This window comes from Xanthomonas sp. LMC-A-07, assembly GCF_030208825.1.
Taxonomy (GTDB): Bacteria; Pseudomonadota; Gammaproteobacteria; order Xanthomonadales; family Xanthomonadaceae; genus Xanthomonas; species Xanthomonas campestris.
Map to the genome: position 1 here is coordinate 123,861 of NZ_JARVTF010000017.1, position 14,812 is coordinate 138,672.

Consider the following 14,812-nt stretch of genomic DNA (forward strand, 5'->3'; position numbering starts at 1 on the left):
TGCGTCTTGTTGCGTCGCGTACCGTGCATGCGTGGGTAGTGCGGAATGATAAGAACGAAGCGGGCCGCAATACGCGCGCCCGCCTGTTCGATGGCCCGCTGGCCCGCTGGCCTGCATCAGGCATCCTTCGCCAAAGCATCCTTCAGGCGCGCTTTTTGCAGTTTGCCCGTCGCAGTGCGCGGCAGCGCCTCGACTACGCGCAGGTGCTTGGGTACCTTGTACTTGGCCAGGCGTTCGCTCAGATAGCTGCGAATCCGCTCCAGGTCTGGGGTTTCACTGGCCGGCACGATTGCCAGATAGCCCACTTCTCCCCATTGCGCGTCGGCCATGCCGACCACGGCGCACTCGCGGATTTCTGGATGGTCGGCCAGCACGGCTTCGATCTCTGCGGGATACACATTTTCACCCCCGGAAATGAACATGTCTTTCTTGCGGTCGACTACCCAGAAGAACCCATCGGCATCGCGTCGGACGATGTCGCCGGTGCGGAACCAGCCCGCGCCATCACGCATCTCGGCAGTGGCCTGCGGGTCGCGCCAGTAGCCGGGGCTGAGGTTGGGCCCGCGCAACAGCAATTCGCCCGGCGTGCCCACCGCGCAGTCGTTGCCCTCGTTGTCCACGACCCGCGTCTGCACGGTGGGTGATGAGATTCCCGCAGCACCGAGCTTGCTGCGTATCACCTCGCAATCGACCGACATGCCGAACACGGTGCCGGCTTCGCTCATGCCGAAGCCGCAGACCATCGGGATGCCATCCTCCAGCCAGCCCAGCAGGTCCTCGCTGGCGTGCGGCGCGCCGCCGCTGACCAATGCGGTGAGATGACGGAGCGCTGCAGGATCGAAGCCTGGCTGGCTGCGGAAGGCCTGCATCATCTGTGGCACGCCGACGTAATGGGTGATGCCCAGTGCCGGGTTGCCCAGCCAGCCCAGCGTGCGTTTGGGCTCGAAGCCATTGGACACCTGGATCGAGCCGCCCATTGCCAGCACCGGGCGCACGTTGGTGGCCAGGCCGATGATGTGAAACATCGGTGCCTCGCACAGAAAACTGCTGTGCGCTTCCACCCGCGTGGTGACGCCGAAGTTGTGCGCGACCTGTTGCAGGTTATGCTCGCTCAACATCACGCCCTTGGGCTGGCCGGAGGTTCCGGAAGTGAACAGAATCAGGCTGACCCGATCGGGCGGAATGTAGGGTGTTTCGGCAGGCGCGAGATCCTTGGCGCTGTCGATGAAGTGTGCGAAGTCTTCCACCTGCGCGCGTCCGGCAGCAACATCGTCGCCCAGCAGTAGGTGAGGCTCTGCACGTTGCAACAAGGCATCCAGCTCGGTGCCACTCAGCCGCCAGTTGAGCGGCACATAGATGGCACCAACCCGCGCACAGGCAAAATGCAGCGCAACCTGCCAGACCGAATTGCGCGCCAGCACCGCAACTCGGTCGCCGTCGACACAGCCGCGTGTCTGCAGCACGGCAGCCAGGCGACCGATCAGGTCGTCCAGTTCGGCGTAGGTCCATTCCTGTTGCAGCAATAGGTCGCGGGCAGCAAGCCGCTGCGGTGTGAGACGGGCATGGAACGAGATCGAGTCGGTCGGCATGGTCATGGCGCTGTCTTCCGGTACGGATGGGGGAGTGACGGGCGTGAGTGCGACGGAGGTGACAAGAAGGTTCAAGTGCATGCATCTGTATGTAGTGCGCATTCACCACAGCATTGGCAAGCAACCTGCAGCAGCGAGCGCAACGCGACGCATGGCGCAGCGCGCTGCGCGCTGCGCATGTTGGCAACGTGATCGGTGTTACACGCTGTTGACTGCGTTAAACGTTATTAGCCGAGATAGATGGTTTTGGTTTCGAGGAATCCGTGCAGGCCTTCGATGCCACCTTCGCGGCCGATGCCGGAGTGTTTGACACCACCGAACGGCATCTCGATATCCACCCACATGCCGTTGATCGAATGGCTGCCGCTCCGCACGCGTCGTGCAATCGCGTAGGCGCGTTCGGGATCGTCGCTGTAGACGGTGCCATGCAGGCCGTAATCGCTGGCGTTGACTTTGGCGATCAGATCTTCTTCGTTGTGGTAGTCGATAAAACTTACGACGGGGCCGAAGATTTCTTCGCGGGCAATGGTCATCTCCGGCGTCACACCTGCAAACACGGTCGGCTCAAGAAAGAAACCGCGTGGCAAGTGCGCTGGCCGCCCACCGCCCATGACCAGCTTGGCGCCTTCGGCGCTGCCCTGGGCGATGTAGCCCTGCACACGTTCCAACTGGCGGCCGAGTGCCAGCGGGCCCATGCCCGTGTCGGCGGCAAACGGGTCGCCGAGTTTGAGCGTGGCCAGCGCCGAGCAATACGCTTGCAGGATGGCCTCGCGCCGATGCGCGGGGACCAGTACGCGGGTGAGCGCGAAACACACCTGGCCGGTGATCGGCATCGAGTAGGGCACCAGGCTAGGCAGCACTTTCTCGATGTCGGCATCCTCCAGCACGATCGCCGCCGACTTGCCGCCCAGCTCCAGACCGACGCGCGCCAGGCGCTCGGCGCAGGCCACACCGATCGATCGCCCTGCCTGGGTGGAGCCGGTGAAACTCACCTTGTCCACCGAAGGGTGCCGGATCAGCTGTTCACCCACCTCGCGCCCGGCCGGTAGCAGATTGAACACGCCATCCGGCAGTCCGGCGGCGCTGATGCATTCGGCCAGAATATAGGCGTCGATCGGCGTTTCCGGAGACGGCTTGGCAACCACGGTGCAGCCGGCCGCCAGCGCGGCGGCGACCTTGTAGCAGAGCAGCACCAACGGCGCGTTCCACGGCGTGATGGCGACGACCACGCCGACCGGTTCCTGCACCACATGCACGCGTCCGCCACTGGAGCGCGTGCGTGGCTCGACGAACGGGTGGGTGGTGATCAGATCGCCGTAGTAGTCGAACAGATCCGGCGCCTGCTTGGAGGCGCGCCGGCTGAAACCGATGGTGGCGCCGACCTGCGCGGTCCATGCATCTGCCAGTTCCGGCATGCGCGCCCGCAAGTGGTCGGCAATGCGCTTGAGTGCGGCGCCGCGTTCTGGCGGCGGCAGCTGCGGCCAGGGGCCACTATCGAATGCTCTGCGCGCCGCGGCAACCGCGGCCTCGGTGTCAGCATGCGATGGTTCGGTGTAGCGCAGTAGGCGTTCTTCGGTGTGCGGCGCGATGACATCCAGCGTCTGGTTGCCGGTGCTGGCGCGCCACTGGCCATCGATGAACAGTCCCAACGGTCCACGCGCGGCGATGCCACGCAGGGTCGCGGCTAAGGCTTCCATACTCCCTCCTCGGTGCAGAAAACCACTGGCGGCAGCGATGGGTGGCACGTGCGTTGCACGGGCCGCTCACGCGCCGAAGGCGTTGCTCAGTTGGTGCCGGCGTCCGGCTCGTACGCGCCCAGACCGGGCTTGTAACGCTTTTCGTCGATGAACTGACGGATGCCTTCCTTGCGCGCGTTGTTGTCGAACGAGTTGGCCGCTTCCTGCATGCGCACCAGATAGTCTTCGGCCTCGTCGTAAGTCATGGTGCCGACGCGACGCACGGCGTCCTTGGCATATTTCAGTGCCACCGGGTTTTTCTTGAGCAGCAACTCGGCCACTTCGCGCGTGCGTGCTTCCAGCCGTTCCAGCGGCACGCTTTCGTTGACCAGGCGCCATTCGGCGGCCTTCTTGCCGTCGACCAGTTCGCCGGTGAGCGTCATCCACATTGCATCTCGCATGGAGAGCAATTCCACCGCCACCTTGGTGACGCCGCCGCCGGGCAGGATGCCCCAGTTGATTTCCGACAGGCCGAATTGCGCCTCGTCGGCGGCGATGGCCAGGTCGCAGGCGAACAACGGGCCAAAGCCGCCGCCGAAACACCACCCGTTGACCATGGCGATGGTGGGTTTTTGATACCAGCGCAGCCGGCGGAACCAGCCATAGGATTCGCGTTGCGATCGGCGCACGCCGCGCAGGCCTTGTGCTTCGGTCTCGCGAAAGTATTCCTTCAGGTCCATGCCGGCCGACCACGCGGTGCCTTCGCCGCCGAGCACCAGCACGCCGACGTTGTCGTCGAATTCCAGCTCGTCCAGCACGTCCAGCATGCGGCGATTGAGCGCCGGGCTCATCGCGTTGCGCTTGTCCGGCCGCGCAAACTTCACCCACGCAATGCGGTTTTCCACATGCACCGATACCACGTCATGCTCGTTCAAGCGGCCTCTCCTATCAGTGAGGGATGTAGCGGATCAGAGTGATTCGGCCAGCGCGTCTTCGGCGTCTGCCGGTTGCAGGACAGTGCTGGCGTTCAATTTGCACAGCAGGCGCAACAGGGTCTGGCGTTCGCCAGCCTGCAGATCGCTGCAGGTGCGGTCGGTGGCGCGCGCCAGGCACCCCTGCGCGGTCACAAGCGTCTGTTCGCCCATCGGCGTGAGATAGAGCCCCTTGCTGCGCCGGTCACGGCCAGCCAGGCGTTCGATTAGGCCCTGCTCGGCGAGCGCGTTGGCGATCTTCATGCCGGCGGCGCGATTGACCAGCAGGCGTTGGCCAAGTTCGGTCTGATCGCAACCGGGTTGGTCGCGGATGTGGATCAGTGCGGTGACCCGCGCCGGGGTGAGATGCAGTTCGGCCAGCTCCTGCCGCGCGGCATGCCCGGAAGCCAGGGCAGCCAGTTGCAGTTGATAGCCAAGGTCGGCGGCAAGGGCCAGGCGAGCGGTCATCGGGGTGTCCAGATTGTATCCAATAAATACAATCTAGCCGACCCAAGCGGACCCTGCAATAGGCAAAGACGGCCGCTGCATGAACGACTGTGCGCGTGGCCGTGCGGCGGCGCGCACGGCCGCTGCGCAAGGAGCGCGGGGCAGTTACTGGATCAGCCAGCCAGCCAGCTGTTCGCGGCTGAGAGTGCCGCTGTGGCGCGTATCGAGTGCGTCGAATTCATCGGCCAGTGCCGGGTTGGCCTGCGCCTCGGCGCGGCTGATGCGGCCGTCGCCATCGGTGTCCATCGCCTGGAAATCGATGCGGTAACTGCCCACCACGCTGGTGGGCTGGATGGAGCGCACGATCACGCTGGATTCGCCACGCGGGCGCTCCAGCTGCGCCTGGTGGGTCACTTCGCCGCTGGCCAGCGGCTGGGTACGGATGGCGCTAGGCACATCGATCAACGGCATGCTGCTGGCGGGCGTGGGCGCCTGCTGGCTCCAGGCAGTGCCGCTGGCGAGCAGCAGCAAAAAACAGGTAACGGTACGGAGCGTGGTCATCAGATCCCCCTGATGTGGAACAGCCGGCAAGCCTAGCGCCGATGGCGGGCGGCTGCGAGTCATTCCTGGTGCGGCCAGTCGTCAGGCGCGCTGTATTCCTGTGGTGGACGCGGCATCCGCATGCGTGTTGAGCGTGTGCAGCCATGCGGTGGTGCCTGGTTGTCGCAACGAAGAACCGCCGACCAACGCATCGACGTTACAGGATCGTGCGGACCTGCAACGCCGTACGTGCACTCAACCAGGAATGAAGGGGAACACGATCTTCAGCAACCCTTTCAAGCCGCCTTCGGCGGTGCTGGCCACCGCCTTGGCGCCCAGGCTGTTGAGCGCGCGCCGCACATCTTCCCAGCGCACCTGCGTGATGTCCTTTTTCAGCAGGTCGGACACTTCTTCGGCGGTAGGCGTGAGCTTTTGCAGTTCGCGCACGGTGGCCTGCGGGTCCGGCTGCAGATAGCCCCAGCGTTCGGCGATCTTCAACAGCGTGTCGAAGCGCACCGCCACCACTTCACGATTGCGCTCGTACACCGGCAGCGCGCCGACATCCAGGATGGCCTGCTCGAACTGCTGTGCATCATCGGGGTGTTCGATGCGCACGGCCAGAAACCCTTCCTTGCGGCTGCGTTCGCTGACATGTTTTGCGCCCGAGCGCAGATTGTCTTCGGTGAGTACGTTGGCCACGATGCGCTGCATGGCCGCGTCGCCTTCTTCGGGCACCAACGCGCGCCAGCGTGCGTAGCCATCGCGACGCAGGGCCTTCACTTTGGCCGAGGTCACCCGCAACTGCAGTGCGACCGCGGCATTGGAGCTGTTGCGGGAGATCGCGCCGTCGCGCTCCAGCAACACGAAGATCAACAATTCCAGATCGCGCTTGGTGAGCGATTGGAAGCCTTGCAGCAAGGTCAGGCGCAGGAATTCGCTGCCAAAGGCGGCCGCGTCCTTCAGTTCGATCGGTTGCATGAGGAGTCCTCCACAGGTGACATGCAGCATGCCAAGACGCCGTTGCGTGGCCTGAGAACCGCTGCGACGTGGGCAGCAGTTTCAGCGTCCGGTTTCGCGGCCGGGGCGGTCGGACCTGAACGTTTCAACTGCGCCGCGGTCCTGCAGCGTGACGAACACCTGCTTGCCGTCGGTGCCGCCAAACGCCACGTTGCTGGCCTTGCGGCCCTTGAGCGCGATGGTGCGTAGCAGCTTGCCCTGCGGCGACACCACTGCGATCTGGCCGGCGTCGTAGCGGCCGATGTAGAGATTGCCGTCGGCATCGCAGCGCATGCCGTCCAGGCCGAAATCGGGGAATTCGATCAATACGCGCTTGTTGCGCAGGCCGCCGTCCACGCGGTCGTAGACCCACACCTTGCGCGCCATGCTCTCGTTGACGTACAGGTGCTTGCCATCCGGGCTCACATCCAGGCCATTGGGCGTGGTCATGCCGTCTTCGAGCAGTTGCACGGCGCCATCGCGGCTGACCTGCCACAGGCGGCCGCTGTTGTCGGTCCAGTTGGGATCGCTGGTGTAGAAGCTGCCATCGGGGGCGAGCGCAAGATCGTTGGGGCCGTTGGAGGCGGGCAGCGCGGCGAACGTGCTCACCGCGCGCGTGCGCAGATCCACGCGCAGAATCTTGCGGCCAAGCGTGTCGGCCACGAACATCGCGCCATCGCGGAAACGGATGCCATTGCCGCGGCTGCCTTCGGGCAAGGTCAGGAAAACCTCGGCCTTGGCACTGCCATCGGCGTGCAGCGTGATGCGGCCGATGGTGCCGTCCTTGTCGAGATTCACCGCGTAGATCGCACCGTCCGGCCCGGCGGCCGGGCCCTCTGCATTGCTCGTAAAGGCCCCATCGCCGATCAGGTCGCGTGCAACGAAGGGCGCATCGGCCGCGATGGCGAGCGAACTGGACAAGACAAGCGCAAACGGCAACAAGCGAACACAGGCGGCAGCGATCATGCGACAGGCTCCGAGAGGGTGCGCCGCAGTGTGCCAGAACGTGCGTTGCAACCATGGCGGTGATCGCCGCCGATCAAGTAAGGTGCGCGAGCAGTATTGGCCTAGTCTTGCGAGGGAGGTTTGCATGTCTGTGGAATCCGTAACGCGTCGCCGCTTGCTTGCCGCCTTCGGCGGTGCAGGCATCCTGCTCGGTGCACCTGCCTGGGCATTGCCGAAAAAAGCGCCAGGAAAACCGCTCAATGTCGCGCTTGCCGGGCTGGGTAGTTATGCCAGCGAACAGCTCGCACCGGGCCTGGCCTTGACCAAGCACTGCAGGCTCGCCGGCATCGTGACCGGTACGCCGTCGAAGATTCCGCAGTGGCAATCCAAGTACAAGATTCCCGATCGCAACGTCTATAACTACGAGAATTTCGACCAGATCGCCGATAACGGCGACATCGACGTGGTCTACATCGTCACGCCCACCCATCTGCATGCGCCGCTGACATTGCGCGCGGCCGCGGCCGGCAAGCACGTATGGTGCGAAAAGCCGATGGCAATGAACGCAGGCGAGTGCGAGGCGATGATCGCTGCATGCAAACGCAACAAGGTGGCGTTGACCATTGGCTATCGCATGCAGCACGAGCCCAACACACGGCGCCTGATTGCGATGGCCAGCGAGAAGCCGTTTGGAGCCATGCAGCGCGTGCGTGCCGAAGCCGGCTACAACGGCTATCACGATGCGACCAAGGCGGACCGGCCGTGGCGCCTGCGTTCGCAATTCGGTGGCGGCGCGATGTACGACATGGGCGTGTATCCGCTCAATGCCGCGCGCTATACGGTGGGTGCCGAGCCGGTGGCCGTGACTGCCAAGCGCTGGACCGATCGCCCGGAGCTGTTCGACGAAGTCGACGAGCATATGGATTTCACGCTGGAATTTCCCAATTCCGTACGTGCCGCATGCAAGACCAGCTTCGGTGCCAACATGAATGTGCTGCGTGCCGAGTGCGAACGTGGCTGGTACGAGTTGTCGCCGTTTCAGGCCTACCAGGGCGTCACCGGCAAGGCCAGCGATGGGCGCGTGTTCGACGCCAAGGTGCCGCACCAACAGGCACTGCAAATGGACGAAGATGCCTTGGCCATCCTCAACGGCACGCCGCTACGTGCACCGGGCGAAGAGGGCCTGCGCGACATCCGCATCGTGGATGCGATCTACCGCTCTGCGCGCGAGGGCAGCAAGCGCATCATGCTGTAACCGCAGCCCGCTCTTTTGGTCGACGGAGCGGCCGCCTAAATCAAGCGAGCAGGCTGGCGCAAACCAGCCTGCAGCGATGCATGCAGTGCGAATAAGCATGTGGCAGCACTACCAGGCGATGACCGAAAGCGCGACCGCCCGCCGAAAAATATCAACTGCGCGCGAGGGAAACGTCACGCTTGGTCAGCGAGTGCTCGCCAGCGAGTAGCAATAACGCCACCAGTCCCCGCTCTTACGATTCCCCAATCCCGATTCCTAATTCCCAGCGCCTAGCCCCGCATCGCCAGCACCGTGATTTCCTCACGGTCGTGATAGAGCTGCTTGGCTCGCACGGTCAGTGATTTCTCGGCTTGCTGCTCGAACAGGTCCAGGCACAGTCGGGTCTCGTCCCAGCGTTTTTTCATTGGCAACTTGAGATTGAAGATGGTGTGGCGGCACCAGCCTTCGCGCACCCAGGTGGCCATGCGTTCGGCCACGCGGCGCGGCTGCTCGACCATGTCGCAGACCATCCAGTCCAACGGTTGCGCGGGCTTCCACTGAAAGCCATCGGCGCGCAGATGTTCGACCAGGCCGGTGGCCAGCACGTGCTCGCGTAGCGGGCCGTTGTCGACACTGGTCACGTGCACGTGCTGGCGGGTGAGCACCCAGGTCCAGCCGCCCGGTGCGGCGCCCAGATCGGCGGCGCGCATGCCGGGTTTGACCAGCTGTTCGCGTTCTTCCGGGGTCAGCAGCGTGAGCAGTGCTTCGTCGAGCTTGAGTGCCGAGCGCGATGGCGCCTCCGGCAGCAATTTCAGGCGCGGAATGCCGAGCGGCCAGGGCGCGCTGTCGCTGCTGTCGGCCACTGCCAGCAATGCGTGGTCGCCATCCAGGAAACAGATGTGCAGGCGCGGCAGGCGCGCTTGCGGTTTGTCGGTCAGCAGGCCGGCCTTGCGCAGCGCCGGACGCAGCGCATTCCCGAAGCTGCGGGCCAGGCCGGCCAGTGGTTTGCCGGCGTCCGAATCCGGATGCTCCACCCACAGATCGCCAAAGCGTGGTTGGCCGTCCAGCGCCGCCAGGATCGGGGTGATGCGGTCCTTGGGATCGAGGCCTTTGAGTTCGGCGAGCACCACCAGTTTCTGGCGCGCGAAGATCAGCTCGCGCCACTGCAGCCTGGCGGCCAGCTGCGCGGCCTCGTCGCAGACAAACAGCACATAGCCATCGTTACGCTGCGTGCGCGCATAGCCGGCAATGCCGACAAACGCTGCGCGGGCGCTGAGTTCGGCGGCCAGTTCCGGCTCGAAGCCCTGCCGGCAATAGCACAGCAGCCCGCTCATCGCAGTGCCTGCCGTGGGAGGTCAATAATGATCACCGCCACCCTCGCCATAGCTGCGCAGCACCGCGCAGGCCTGTTCGCGCTGCACATCGCGCACCACCTCGATCCCGCGACGGGTCAGCTCGCCCACCCAGTCGGCCGGCAACGGGCCTTCGTCGAATTCGGTCAAGGCCATCACGTCTTCGGCGCGTGCGCCGATCAGCAGGCGGTCGATGCCGGCCCACACGGTGGCGCCGTAGCACTGGCAGCACGGCTGCGCGGAGGTGGCCAGCGTCACCGGCGATAGCACGTCGTTCAACCGCGGCGTCTGCAGGCGCTGCTGGGCCAGCATGTAGGCCATGTTTTCCGCGTGTGCCAGCGAAGTGTTTTGTGGCACCACGCGGTTCACCGCCGCGGCGATGATGCGGTCGTCGGGCCCGAACACCACTGCGCCGAAGGGCCCGCCGCTGCGTGCTTCCACGTTCATTCGCGACAGATCGATCGCCAGCGCCACTTTCTCGGCGTCGCCAGGATAGGCGCGGCTGGCGTCCACATGGTCGTGGATCCAGGCGGGCAGGGTGAGGTGAACTTGCGCGTAGAGCATCACTGGACCGGTGCAGGAGAGGAATCGGGGCGGCGCAGTGTATCGGTCTGTGCATCGCTTGCGGCACATTGGCCGGAAACGCACTGGCAGGCACTGATCTCGCGGAAGCCGCACACACTCATCGTGCCGCTGGCCTGACATTGCGCCACCACGCCCTTGGGGTCGGTGGCGCTGTTGACGTTGACGCATGCGGGAAACGCGCCGCAACAGTTGCCCACGTCTTTCACCGTGCAATCGGCATCGGTGCGGCAGGTGGTGTTGACCTGGATGCGCTTGATGGGTGAGGCCGATGCGGGCGGTGTGGCCGCTTCGGTGGGCGCGGGAGCAACACAGCCAATCAGCAAGGCCTGCGCGATCAGCAGCACGGTGCTCAGGAGCCAGGAATGGGGACGGGGCATGCGGGCGTCCTGCAAGGGGCGGAGGACTGCCATGGTAGCCCTCCTGCCCACGCAGCACGCCGCTGTGGCCGGTCAGCGGCTTAGCGTGATCGAATCGGCGGTTTCTTGCTGGACCACGATCCCGGTGCCGGCGATGGCCTGGCGCACTGCCTGGCGGATGCTCACCTGGCCGTGCACCGCATTGACCGGCACTGCATCGAAGGAGCGGTCGGTGGGCGGCGAAAACTGAATCGCGCAGCGGGTGGCGTGGGCCAGCTGCTGCATGGTTTCGTCCAGCCGTGCCGGCGGGATGTCGTAGTTCGGCGGCACTGCAACCACATCGCAGGGGCCGCTGGGCGGCGTGCTCGCCTGTGGGCCAGCGGGCTGGGTTGTGCAGGCGCCCAGGCCAAGCATCAGGCAAGCCAACGCGCTGCGTAGGGGTGGGGAAAGGTGCATGGGCATTCCGTGGGGGCGATGCCGCAGGGTAGGCGCCTGCTGTGGTGCGAGCGGTGAGTCAGTTCGTTTCGCCATGCAGCGCTGCGCACCACAGCACGCCCACCAGCAGGCAGGCAATGGCGGCCAGCTCCAGCCCGGTGGGCAGGCGCGCTTCCCAGGCAAAGCCGTACAGCAGCGCGAACACCGTTTCGAACACGATCATCTGGCCGACCAGGGTCAGCGGCAGCAGCCGGCTGGCGCGGTTCCACAGGCCATTGCCGATCACCGAGGCGAGCACCGCCAGTACCAATGCAATGGCCCAGAAGCGTGCCCAGTCGAGCGGTGCATGCGCGGTGGTATTGAGCAATGTGAGCGGGGCCAATAGCAGCGCCAGTGCCCCGGTGACCACGCCGGTCAGCAGCGACCAGTCCTGGCTGGACAGGTCGGCGCGGCGTCGCAGCCAGCGAGCATTGCCGATGGAATACACCGACCAGCTGATCAACGCGCCCACCGCGCACAACAGCCCGGCCACGCGGGTGCCCAGATCCGACGCTTGCGCGCCGCCGTCGCGCTGCAAGGTGTCCACCGCCACCAGCGCCACGCCTGCCACGCACAGCACGCACGGCGCGGCCAGGCGCCGTAATCCCACCGCACCGGCGGCGCGCGTGCCGATCACCGTGACTACCACCGGCAGCAGGCCGATGATCAGCGCGGTGGCCGCACCACCGGCCCATTGCACGGCGCTGCCGAGCAGCACGTAGTAGATCAGGTTGCCCAGCAGGCTCAGGCGCACCAGCGCCCACCACTCGGCGCGGCCCAGCCGGGCGGCGGTGCGCCGCGCGCGCGGCGCCAGCACCAATGCGGCCACTGCGCCATAGGCCAGGTAGCGCGACAACGCCAGTTGCAACGGCGAAAACGCCGCCAGCAACTGTGGTGCCAAAAACACCAACCCCCACAACGCGCCGGCGCCCATGCCACTGGCCACGCCTGCCATCAGCCGCTCACGCATCGCACGCCTCCTTCCAGGCGTGCAGCATGCCGCGTGTGTGCAGGGGCGGCTTGACCCGGGCTCTTGTGCGGCGTTCAGCCTGGCCGCCGCTGTGTGCGGGGATCACACCGCCCACGGCATGCCGCTCAGCGAGTGCCGGCATGGGGCTGGCGTCGATACGCCGCCGGCGTCATGCCCAGGGTGCGGCGCATCGCACGCGTCAGTGCGGTCTGGTCCGACCAGCCATGCGCCAGTGCCAGCTGCGCGATCGGCACATCGGTATGCGCCAGCTGCAGGCAGACGCGCTGCAGGCGTAGCGCGCCCAGCCATTGCTGCGGCGTTTGTTCGAAGGTGTCGCGAAACAGCGCGTGTACGCGGCCTGCGCCCACGCCCAGGTACGCGGCCATGCGCTGCACCGGCCAGGGCTCGGCGTGTGTTGCGGTGATCGTGTCGCACAGCTGCTGCAGGCGCTGCAGTGGTGCTGGGTCGCCGCGCAAGGCGTGCAGCAGCGGCGGCAGACAATGGCCACGCAGCAGCGCGGGTACGGCATCGCGCGTGCGGCAGTGCTGGTCGATGAAGTTGGCAATGGCCAGCAGGCGCGGCGTGGTGGCCACAAATGGCCGCTGTTGCAGCTGCTCCACGCGATGGGCGCCCACGTCAGCGACGCTGCATTCCAGGATCAGAAAACGGTTGTCGTCGTGCGCGGTCTGATCGTGATCGGTGTGCGGTGCGATGACCACCGCCTGCCGGTGATCGACGCGCCCGCCGCGTCCACCGACCTCGATCTCCAACGTGCCGCGAATCGGCAGCACCACCTGCACATGGGCGTGGCGGTGGCGATACCCGTCACGCCCGTACCGGCGCAGGTGCAGGGCGCCATCGCTCATTGCAGCAGGGCCGCGCCGTTGCGAGCAGCGGCGCGGTGGAGCCTCACTTGGCCCAGGTGTCGCGCAAGGTCACGCTGCGGTTGAAGACCGGCGTGGCGGCACTGTGGTCGCGGCGGTCGGCCACGAAATAGCCGGTGCGCTCGAACTGAAACGCCTGCTCGGGCGCGGCCTGCGCCGCCGACGGTTCCACATAGCCGCGCACGCTGCGCTTGGACTCGGGGTTGAGGTAGTCGCGGTAGGTTTTGCCTTCGGACTCGTCGTCGGGCTTTTCTACCGAGAACAGACGGTCGTACAGGCGGATTTCCGCCTCCACCGCGTGCACCGCACTGACCCAATGGATGGTGCCCTTGACCTTGCGATTGGAACCGATCATGCCCGGGCGCGATTCCGGATCCAGCCAGCCGCGCAGCTCCACGATCTCGCCGGCGGCGTCCTTGATCACTTCATCCACGCGCGCAATGCCCGCGCCGCGCAGACGGATTTCGCCGCCGGGCACCAGCCGCTTCCAGCCCTTGGGCGGCACTTCGGCAAAATCCTCGCGCTCGATCCACAGCTCGCGCGCGAACGGGATGTCACGGGTGCCGAAGCTCTCGTCCTTGGGGTGATTGGAAAACTGCAGTGTCTCGGTGTGGCCCTCGGGCAAGTTGGTCAGCACCAGCTTGAGCGGGTCGATCACGGCCATGCGCCGCGCCGCTGCCGCGTCCAGGTCTTCGCGCAGGCAGCCTTCCAGCACCGAGAAATCGATCACCGAGTTCTGTTTGCTGATGCCCACGCGGTCCACAAACAGGCGCATCGCTGCCGGTGTATAGCCGCGCCGGCGCAGGCCCTGCAGCGTGTACATGCGCGGGTCGTCCCAGCCGTCCACCAGCTGTTCTTCCACCAGCGCGGTGAGCTTGCGCTTGCTCATCACGGTGTAGTTGATGTTCAGGCGCGAGAACTCGATCTGGCGCGGCTTGGCGGCTTCCTTCGGGTAGCCCTTGCCCAGCAGCGGCGCCAGCAGCTCGGGATGGCCGCTCAGATCCACCTTGTCCACGCACCAGTCGTACAACGGGCGATGGTCTTCGAATTCCAGCGTGCACAGCGAATGGGTGATGCCTTCCACCGCATCGCCCAGCGAATGCGCGAAGTCGTACATTGGGTAGATCGGCCAGGCGTTGCCGGTGTTCTGGTGTTCGACGTGCTTGATGCGGTACAACGCCGGGTCGCGCAGATTGATGTTGCCGCTGGCCATATCGATCTTGGCGCGCAGCGTGCGCGCGCCATCGGGGAATTCGCCGGCCCGCATGCGCCGGAACAGGTCCAGGTTTTCGTCAACGCTGCGCTCGCGGAATGGCGAGTTGCGGCCCGGCTCGGTCAGCGTGCCGCGGTATTCGCGCACCTGCTCGGCCGAGAGGTCGCAGACGAACGCATGGCCGTCGCGGATCAGCTTTTCCGCCGCCAGGTAATACACCTCGAAGTAATCGGAGGCGTGCCGCAACTGCGCCCACTCAAAGCCCAGCCAGCGCACGTCGTCCTGGATGGCGACCACAAACTCGGGGTCTTCCTTGGCCGGGTTGGTGTCGTCCAGGCGCAGGTTGCACAGCCCGCCGAACTCGGCCGCCAGGCCGAAGTCCAGGCAGATCGCCTTGGCATGGCCGATATGCAGGTAGCCATTGGGCTCGGGCGGGAAGCGGGTGCGGATGGCCGTGTGCTTGCCGCTGGCCAGGTCCTCGCGAACGATCTGGCGGATGAAGTCTTTCTTCTCCGCCGGGGCGGTGGCGTCGGTGGCTGGAATCTCGGACATGCGGGGCATCGGTATCGGATAAACCGCA

The 14,812-nt window shown here is 65.6% G+C and carries 15 protein-coding genes; 1 reads left to right on the forward strand and 14 read right to left on the reverse strand.

Features of this window, described 5'->3' with window-relative positions; translation table 11 throughout:
* Window positions 1-116: 116 nt before the first annotated feature.
* From QRM89_RS18140 to QRM89_RS18170, 7 genes are all read right to left on the reverse strand, one after another.
* Entirely contained in the window at window positions 117-1,595 is a 1,479-nt protein-coding gene (locus QRM89_RS18140) for an AMP-binding protein (RefSeq protein WP_285448651.1), read from the reverse strand.
* A 221-nt stretch (window positions 1,596-1,816) separates the two neighbouring features.
* On the reverse strand, window positions 1,817-3,286 hold the full coding sequence (locus tag QRM89_RS18145; RefSeq protein WP_285448652.1) for an aldehyde dehydrogenase: 1,470 nt from the start codon (window positions 3,284-3,286) through the stop codon (window positions 1,817-1,819).
* A gap of 86 nt (window positions 3,287-3,372) precedes the next feature.
* A complete protein-coding gene (locus tag QRM89_RS18150; protein WP_076039506.1) occupies window positions 3,373-4,200 on the reverse strand; it encodes a p-hydroxycinnamoyl CoA hydratase/lyase in 828 nt (275 codons plus the stop codon).
* Window positions 4,201-4,233: 33 nt separating this feature from the next.
* A complete protein-coding gene (locus QRM89_RS18155; RefSeq protein ID WP_228423923.1) occupies window positions 4,234-4,704 on the reverse strand; it encodes a MarR family transcriptional regulator in 471 nt (156 codons plus the stop codon).
* A 144-nt stretch (window positions 4,705-4,848) separates the two neighbouring features.
* Window positions 4,849-5,244: an EF-hand domain-containing protein gene (locus QRM89_RS18160; protein WP_285448653.1), complete on the reverse strand. Its 396-nt coding sequence runs from the start codon at window positions 5,242-5,244 to the stop codon at window positions 4,849-4,851.
* Window positions 5,245-5,478: 234 nt separating this feature from the next.
* Entirely contained in the window at window positions 5,479-6,201 is a 723-nt protein-coding gene (locus QRM89_RS18165) for a hypothetical protein (RefSeq protein WP_040941735.1), read from the reverse strand.
* An 81-nt stretch (window positions 6,202-6,282) separates the two neighbouring features.
* Window positions 6,283-7,185, reverse strand: a complete 903-nt coding sequence (locus tag QRM89_RS18170) for an SMP-30/gluconolactonase/LRE family protein (protein ID WP_012439163.1) — start codon at window positions 7,183-7,185, stop codon at window positions 6,283-6,285.
* 124 nt (window positions 7,186-7,309) lie between these two features.
* On the opposite strand from QRM89_RS18170, the gene QRM89_RS18175 reads away from it, so the two are divergent.
* A complete protein-coding gene (locus QRM89_RS18175; protein WP_285448654.1) occupies window positions 7,310-8,419 on the forward strand; it encodes a Gfo/Idh/MocA family oxidoreductase in 1,110 nt (369 codons plus the stop codon).
* Window positions 8,420-8,688: 269 nt separating this feature from the next.
* On the opposite strand, the gene rlmM is transcribed toward QRM89_RS18175, so the two are convergent.
* The 7 genes from rlmM to QRM89_RS18210 all read right to left on the reverse strand — a co-directional run bounded on the left by rlmM (window position 8,689) and on the right by QRM89_RS18210 (window position 14,784).
* Window positions 8,689-9,732, reverse strand: a complete 1,044-nt coding sequence (gene rlmM / locus QRM89_RS18180) for a 23S rRNA (cytidine(2498)-2'-O)-methyltransferase RlmM (RefSeq protein ID WP_285448655.1) — start codon at window positions 9,730-9,732, stop codon at window positions 8,689-8,691.
* A gap of 21 nt (window positions 9,733-9,753) precedes the next feature.
* On the reverse strand, window positions 9,754-10,314 hold the full coding sequence (locus tag QRM89_RS18185) for a nucleoside deaminase (RefSeq protein ID WP_011036053.1): 561 nt from the start codon (window positions 10,312-10,314) through the stop codon (window positions 9,754-9,756).
* Window positions 10,314-10,712: a hypothetical protein gene (locus tag QRM89_RS18190; protein ID WP_115004059.1), complete on the reverse strand. Its 399-nt coding sequence runs from the start codon at window positions 10,710-10,712 to the stop codon at window positions 10,314-10,316. Before QRM89_RS18190 ends, QRM89_RS18185 begins: the two co-directional genes overlap by 1 nt.
* Window positions 10,713-10,784: 72 nt before the next feature.
* Window positions 10,785-11,147, reverse strand: a complete 363-nt coding sequence (locus QRM89_RS18195) for an STN domain-containing protein (protein ID WP_238148479.1) — start codon at window positions 11,145-11,147, stop codon at window positions 10,785-10,787.
* 58 nt (window positions 11,148-11,205) lie between these two features.
* A complete protein-coding gene (locus tag QRM89_RS18200) occupies window positions 11,206-12,135 on the reverse strand; it encodes a DMT family transporter (RefSeq protein ID WP_115003995.1) in 930 nt (309 codons plus the stop codon).
* A 125-nt stretch (window positions 12,136-12,260) separates the two neighbouring features.
* The gene (locus QRM89_RS18205; RefSeq protein WP_285448656.1) at window positions 12,261-13,001 is read right to left on the reverse strand and encodes an AraC family transcriptional regulator; all 741 of its coding nucleotides are present in this window, start codon (window positions 12,999-13,001) and stop codon (window positions 12,261-12,263) included.
* A 43-nt stretch (window positions 13,002-13,044) separates the two neighbouring features.
* On the reverse strand, window positions 13,045-14,784 hold the full coding sequence (locus QRM89_RS18210; protein ID WP_115539712.1) for a glutamine--tRNA ligase/YqeY domain fusion protein: 1,740 nt from the start codon (window positions 14,782-14,784) through the stop codon (window positions 13,045-13,047).
* Window positions 14,785-14,812 lie beyond the last annotated feature (28 nt).

What these genes read in the sequence shown, in the direction of transcription:
- QRM89_RS18140 (WP_285448651.1), bottom strand. Translation starts at nt 1,595, where the DNA reads ATGACCATGCCGACCGACTCGATCTCGTTCCATGCCCGTCTCACACCG.
- QRM89_RS18145 (WP_285448652.1), bottom strand. Translation starts at nt 3,286, where the DNA reads ATGGAAGCCTTAGCCGCGACCCTGCGTGGCATCGCCGCGCGTGGACCG.
- QRM89_RS18155 (WP_228423923.1), bottom strand. Translation starts at nt 4,704, where the DNA reads ATGACCGCTCGCCTGGCCCTTGCCGCCGACCTTGGCTATCAACTGCAA.
- QRM89_RS18160 (WP_285448653.1), bottom strand. Translation starts at nt 5,244, where the DNA reads ATGACCACGCTCCGTACCGTTACCTGTTTTTTGCTGCTGCTCGCCAGC.
- QRM89_RS18165 (WP_040941735.1), bottom strand. Translation starts at nt 6,201, where the DNA reads ATGCAACCGATCGAACTGAAGGACGCGGCCGCCTTTGGCAGCGAATTC.
- QRM89_RS18170 (WP_012439163.1), bottom strand. Translation starts at nt 7,185, where the DNA reads ATGATCGCTGCCGCCTGTGTTCGCTTGTTGCCGTTTGCGCTTGTCTTG.
- QRM89_RS18175 (WP_285448654.1), top strand. Translation starts at nt 7,310, where the DNA reads ATGTCTGTGGAATCCGTAACGCGTCGCCGCTTGCTTGCCGCCTTCGGC.
- rlmM (WP_285448655.1), bottom strand. Translation starts at nt 9,732, where the DNA reads ATGAGCGGGCTGCTGTGCTATTGCCGGCAGGGCTTCGAGCCGGAACTG.
- QRM89_RS18185 (WP_011036053.1), bottom strand. Translation starts at nt 10,314, where the DNA reads ATGCTCTACGCGCAAGTTCACCTCACCCTGCCCGCCTGGATCCACGAC.
- QRM89_RS18190 (WP_115004059.1), bottom strand. Translation starts at nt 10,712, where the DNA reads ATGCCCCGTCCCCATTCCTGGCTCCTGAGCACCGTGCTGCTGATCGCG.
- QRM89_RS18195 (WP_238148479.1), bottom strand. Translation starts at nt 11,147, where the DNA reads ATGCACCTTTCCCCACCCCTACGCAGCGCGTTGGCTTGCCTGATGCTT.
- QRM89_RS18200 (WP_115003995.1), bottom strand. Translation starts at nt 12,135, where the DNA reads ATGCGTGAGCGGCTGATGGCAGGCGTGGCCAGTGGCATGGGCGCCGGC.
- QRM89_RS18205 (WP_285448656.1), bottom strand. Translation starts at nt 13,001, where the DNA reads ATGAGCGATGGCGCCCTGCACCTGCGCCGGTACGGGCGTGACGGGTAT.
- QRM89_RS18210 (WP_115539712.1), bottom strand. Translation starts at nt 14,784, where the DNA reads ATGTCCGAGATTCCAGCCACCGACGCCACCGCCCCGGCGGAGAAGAAA.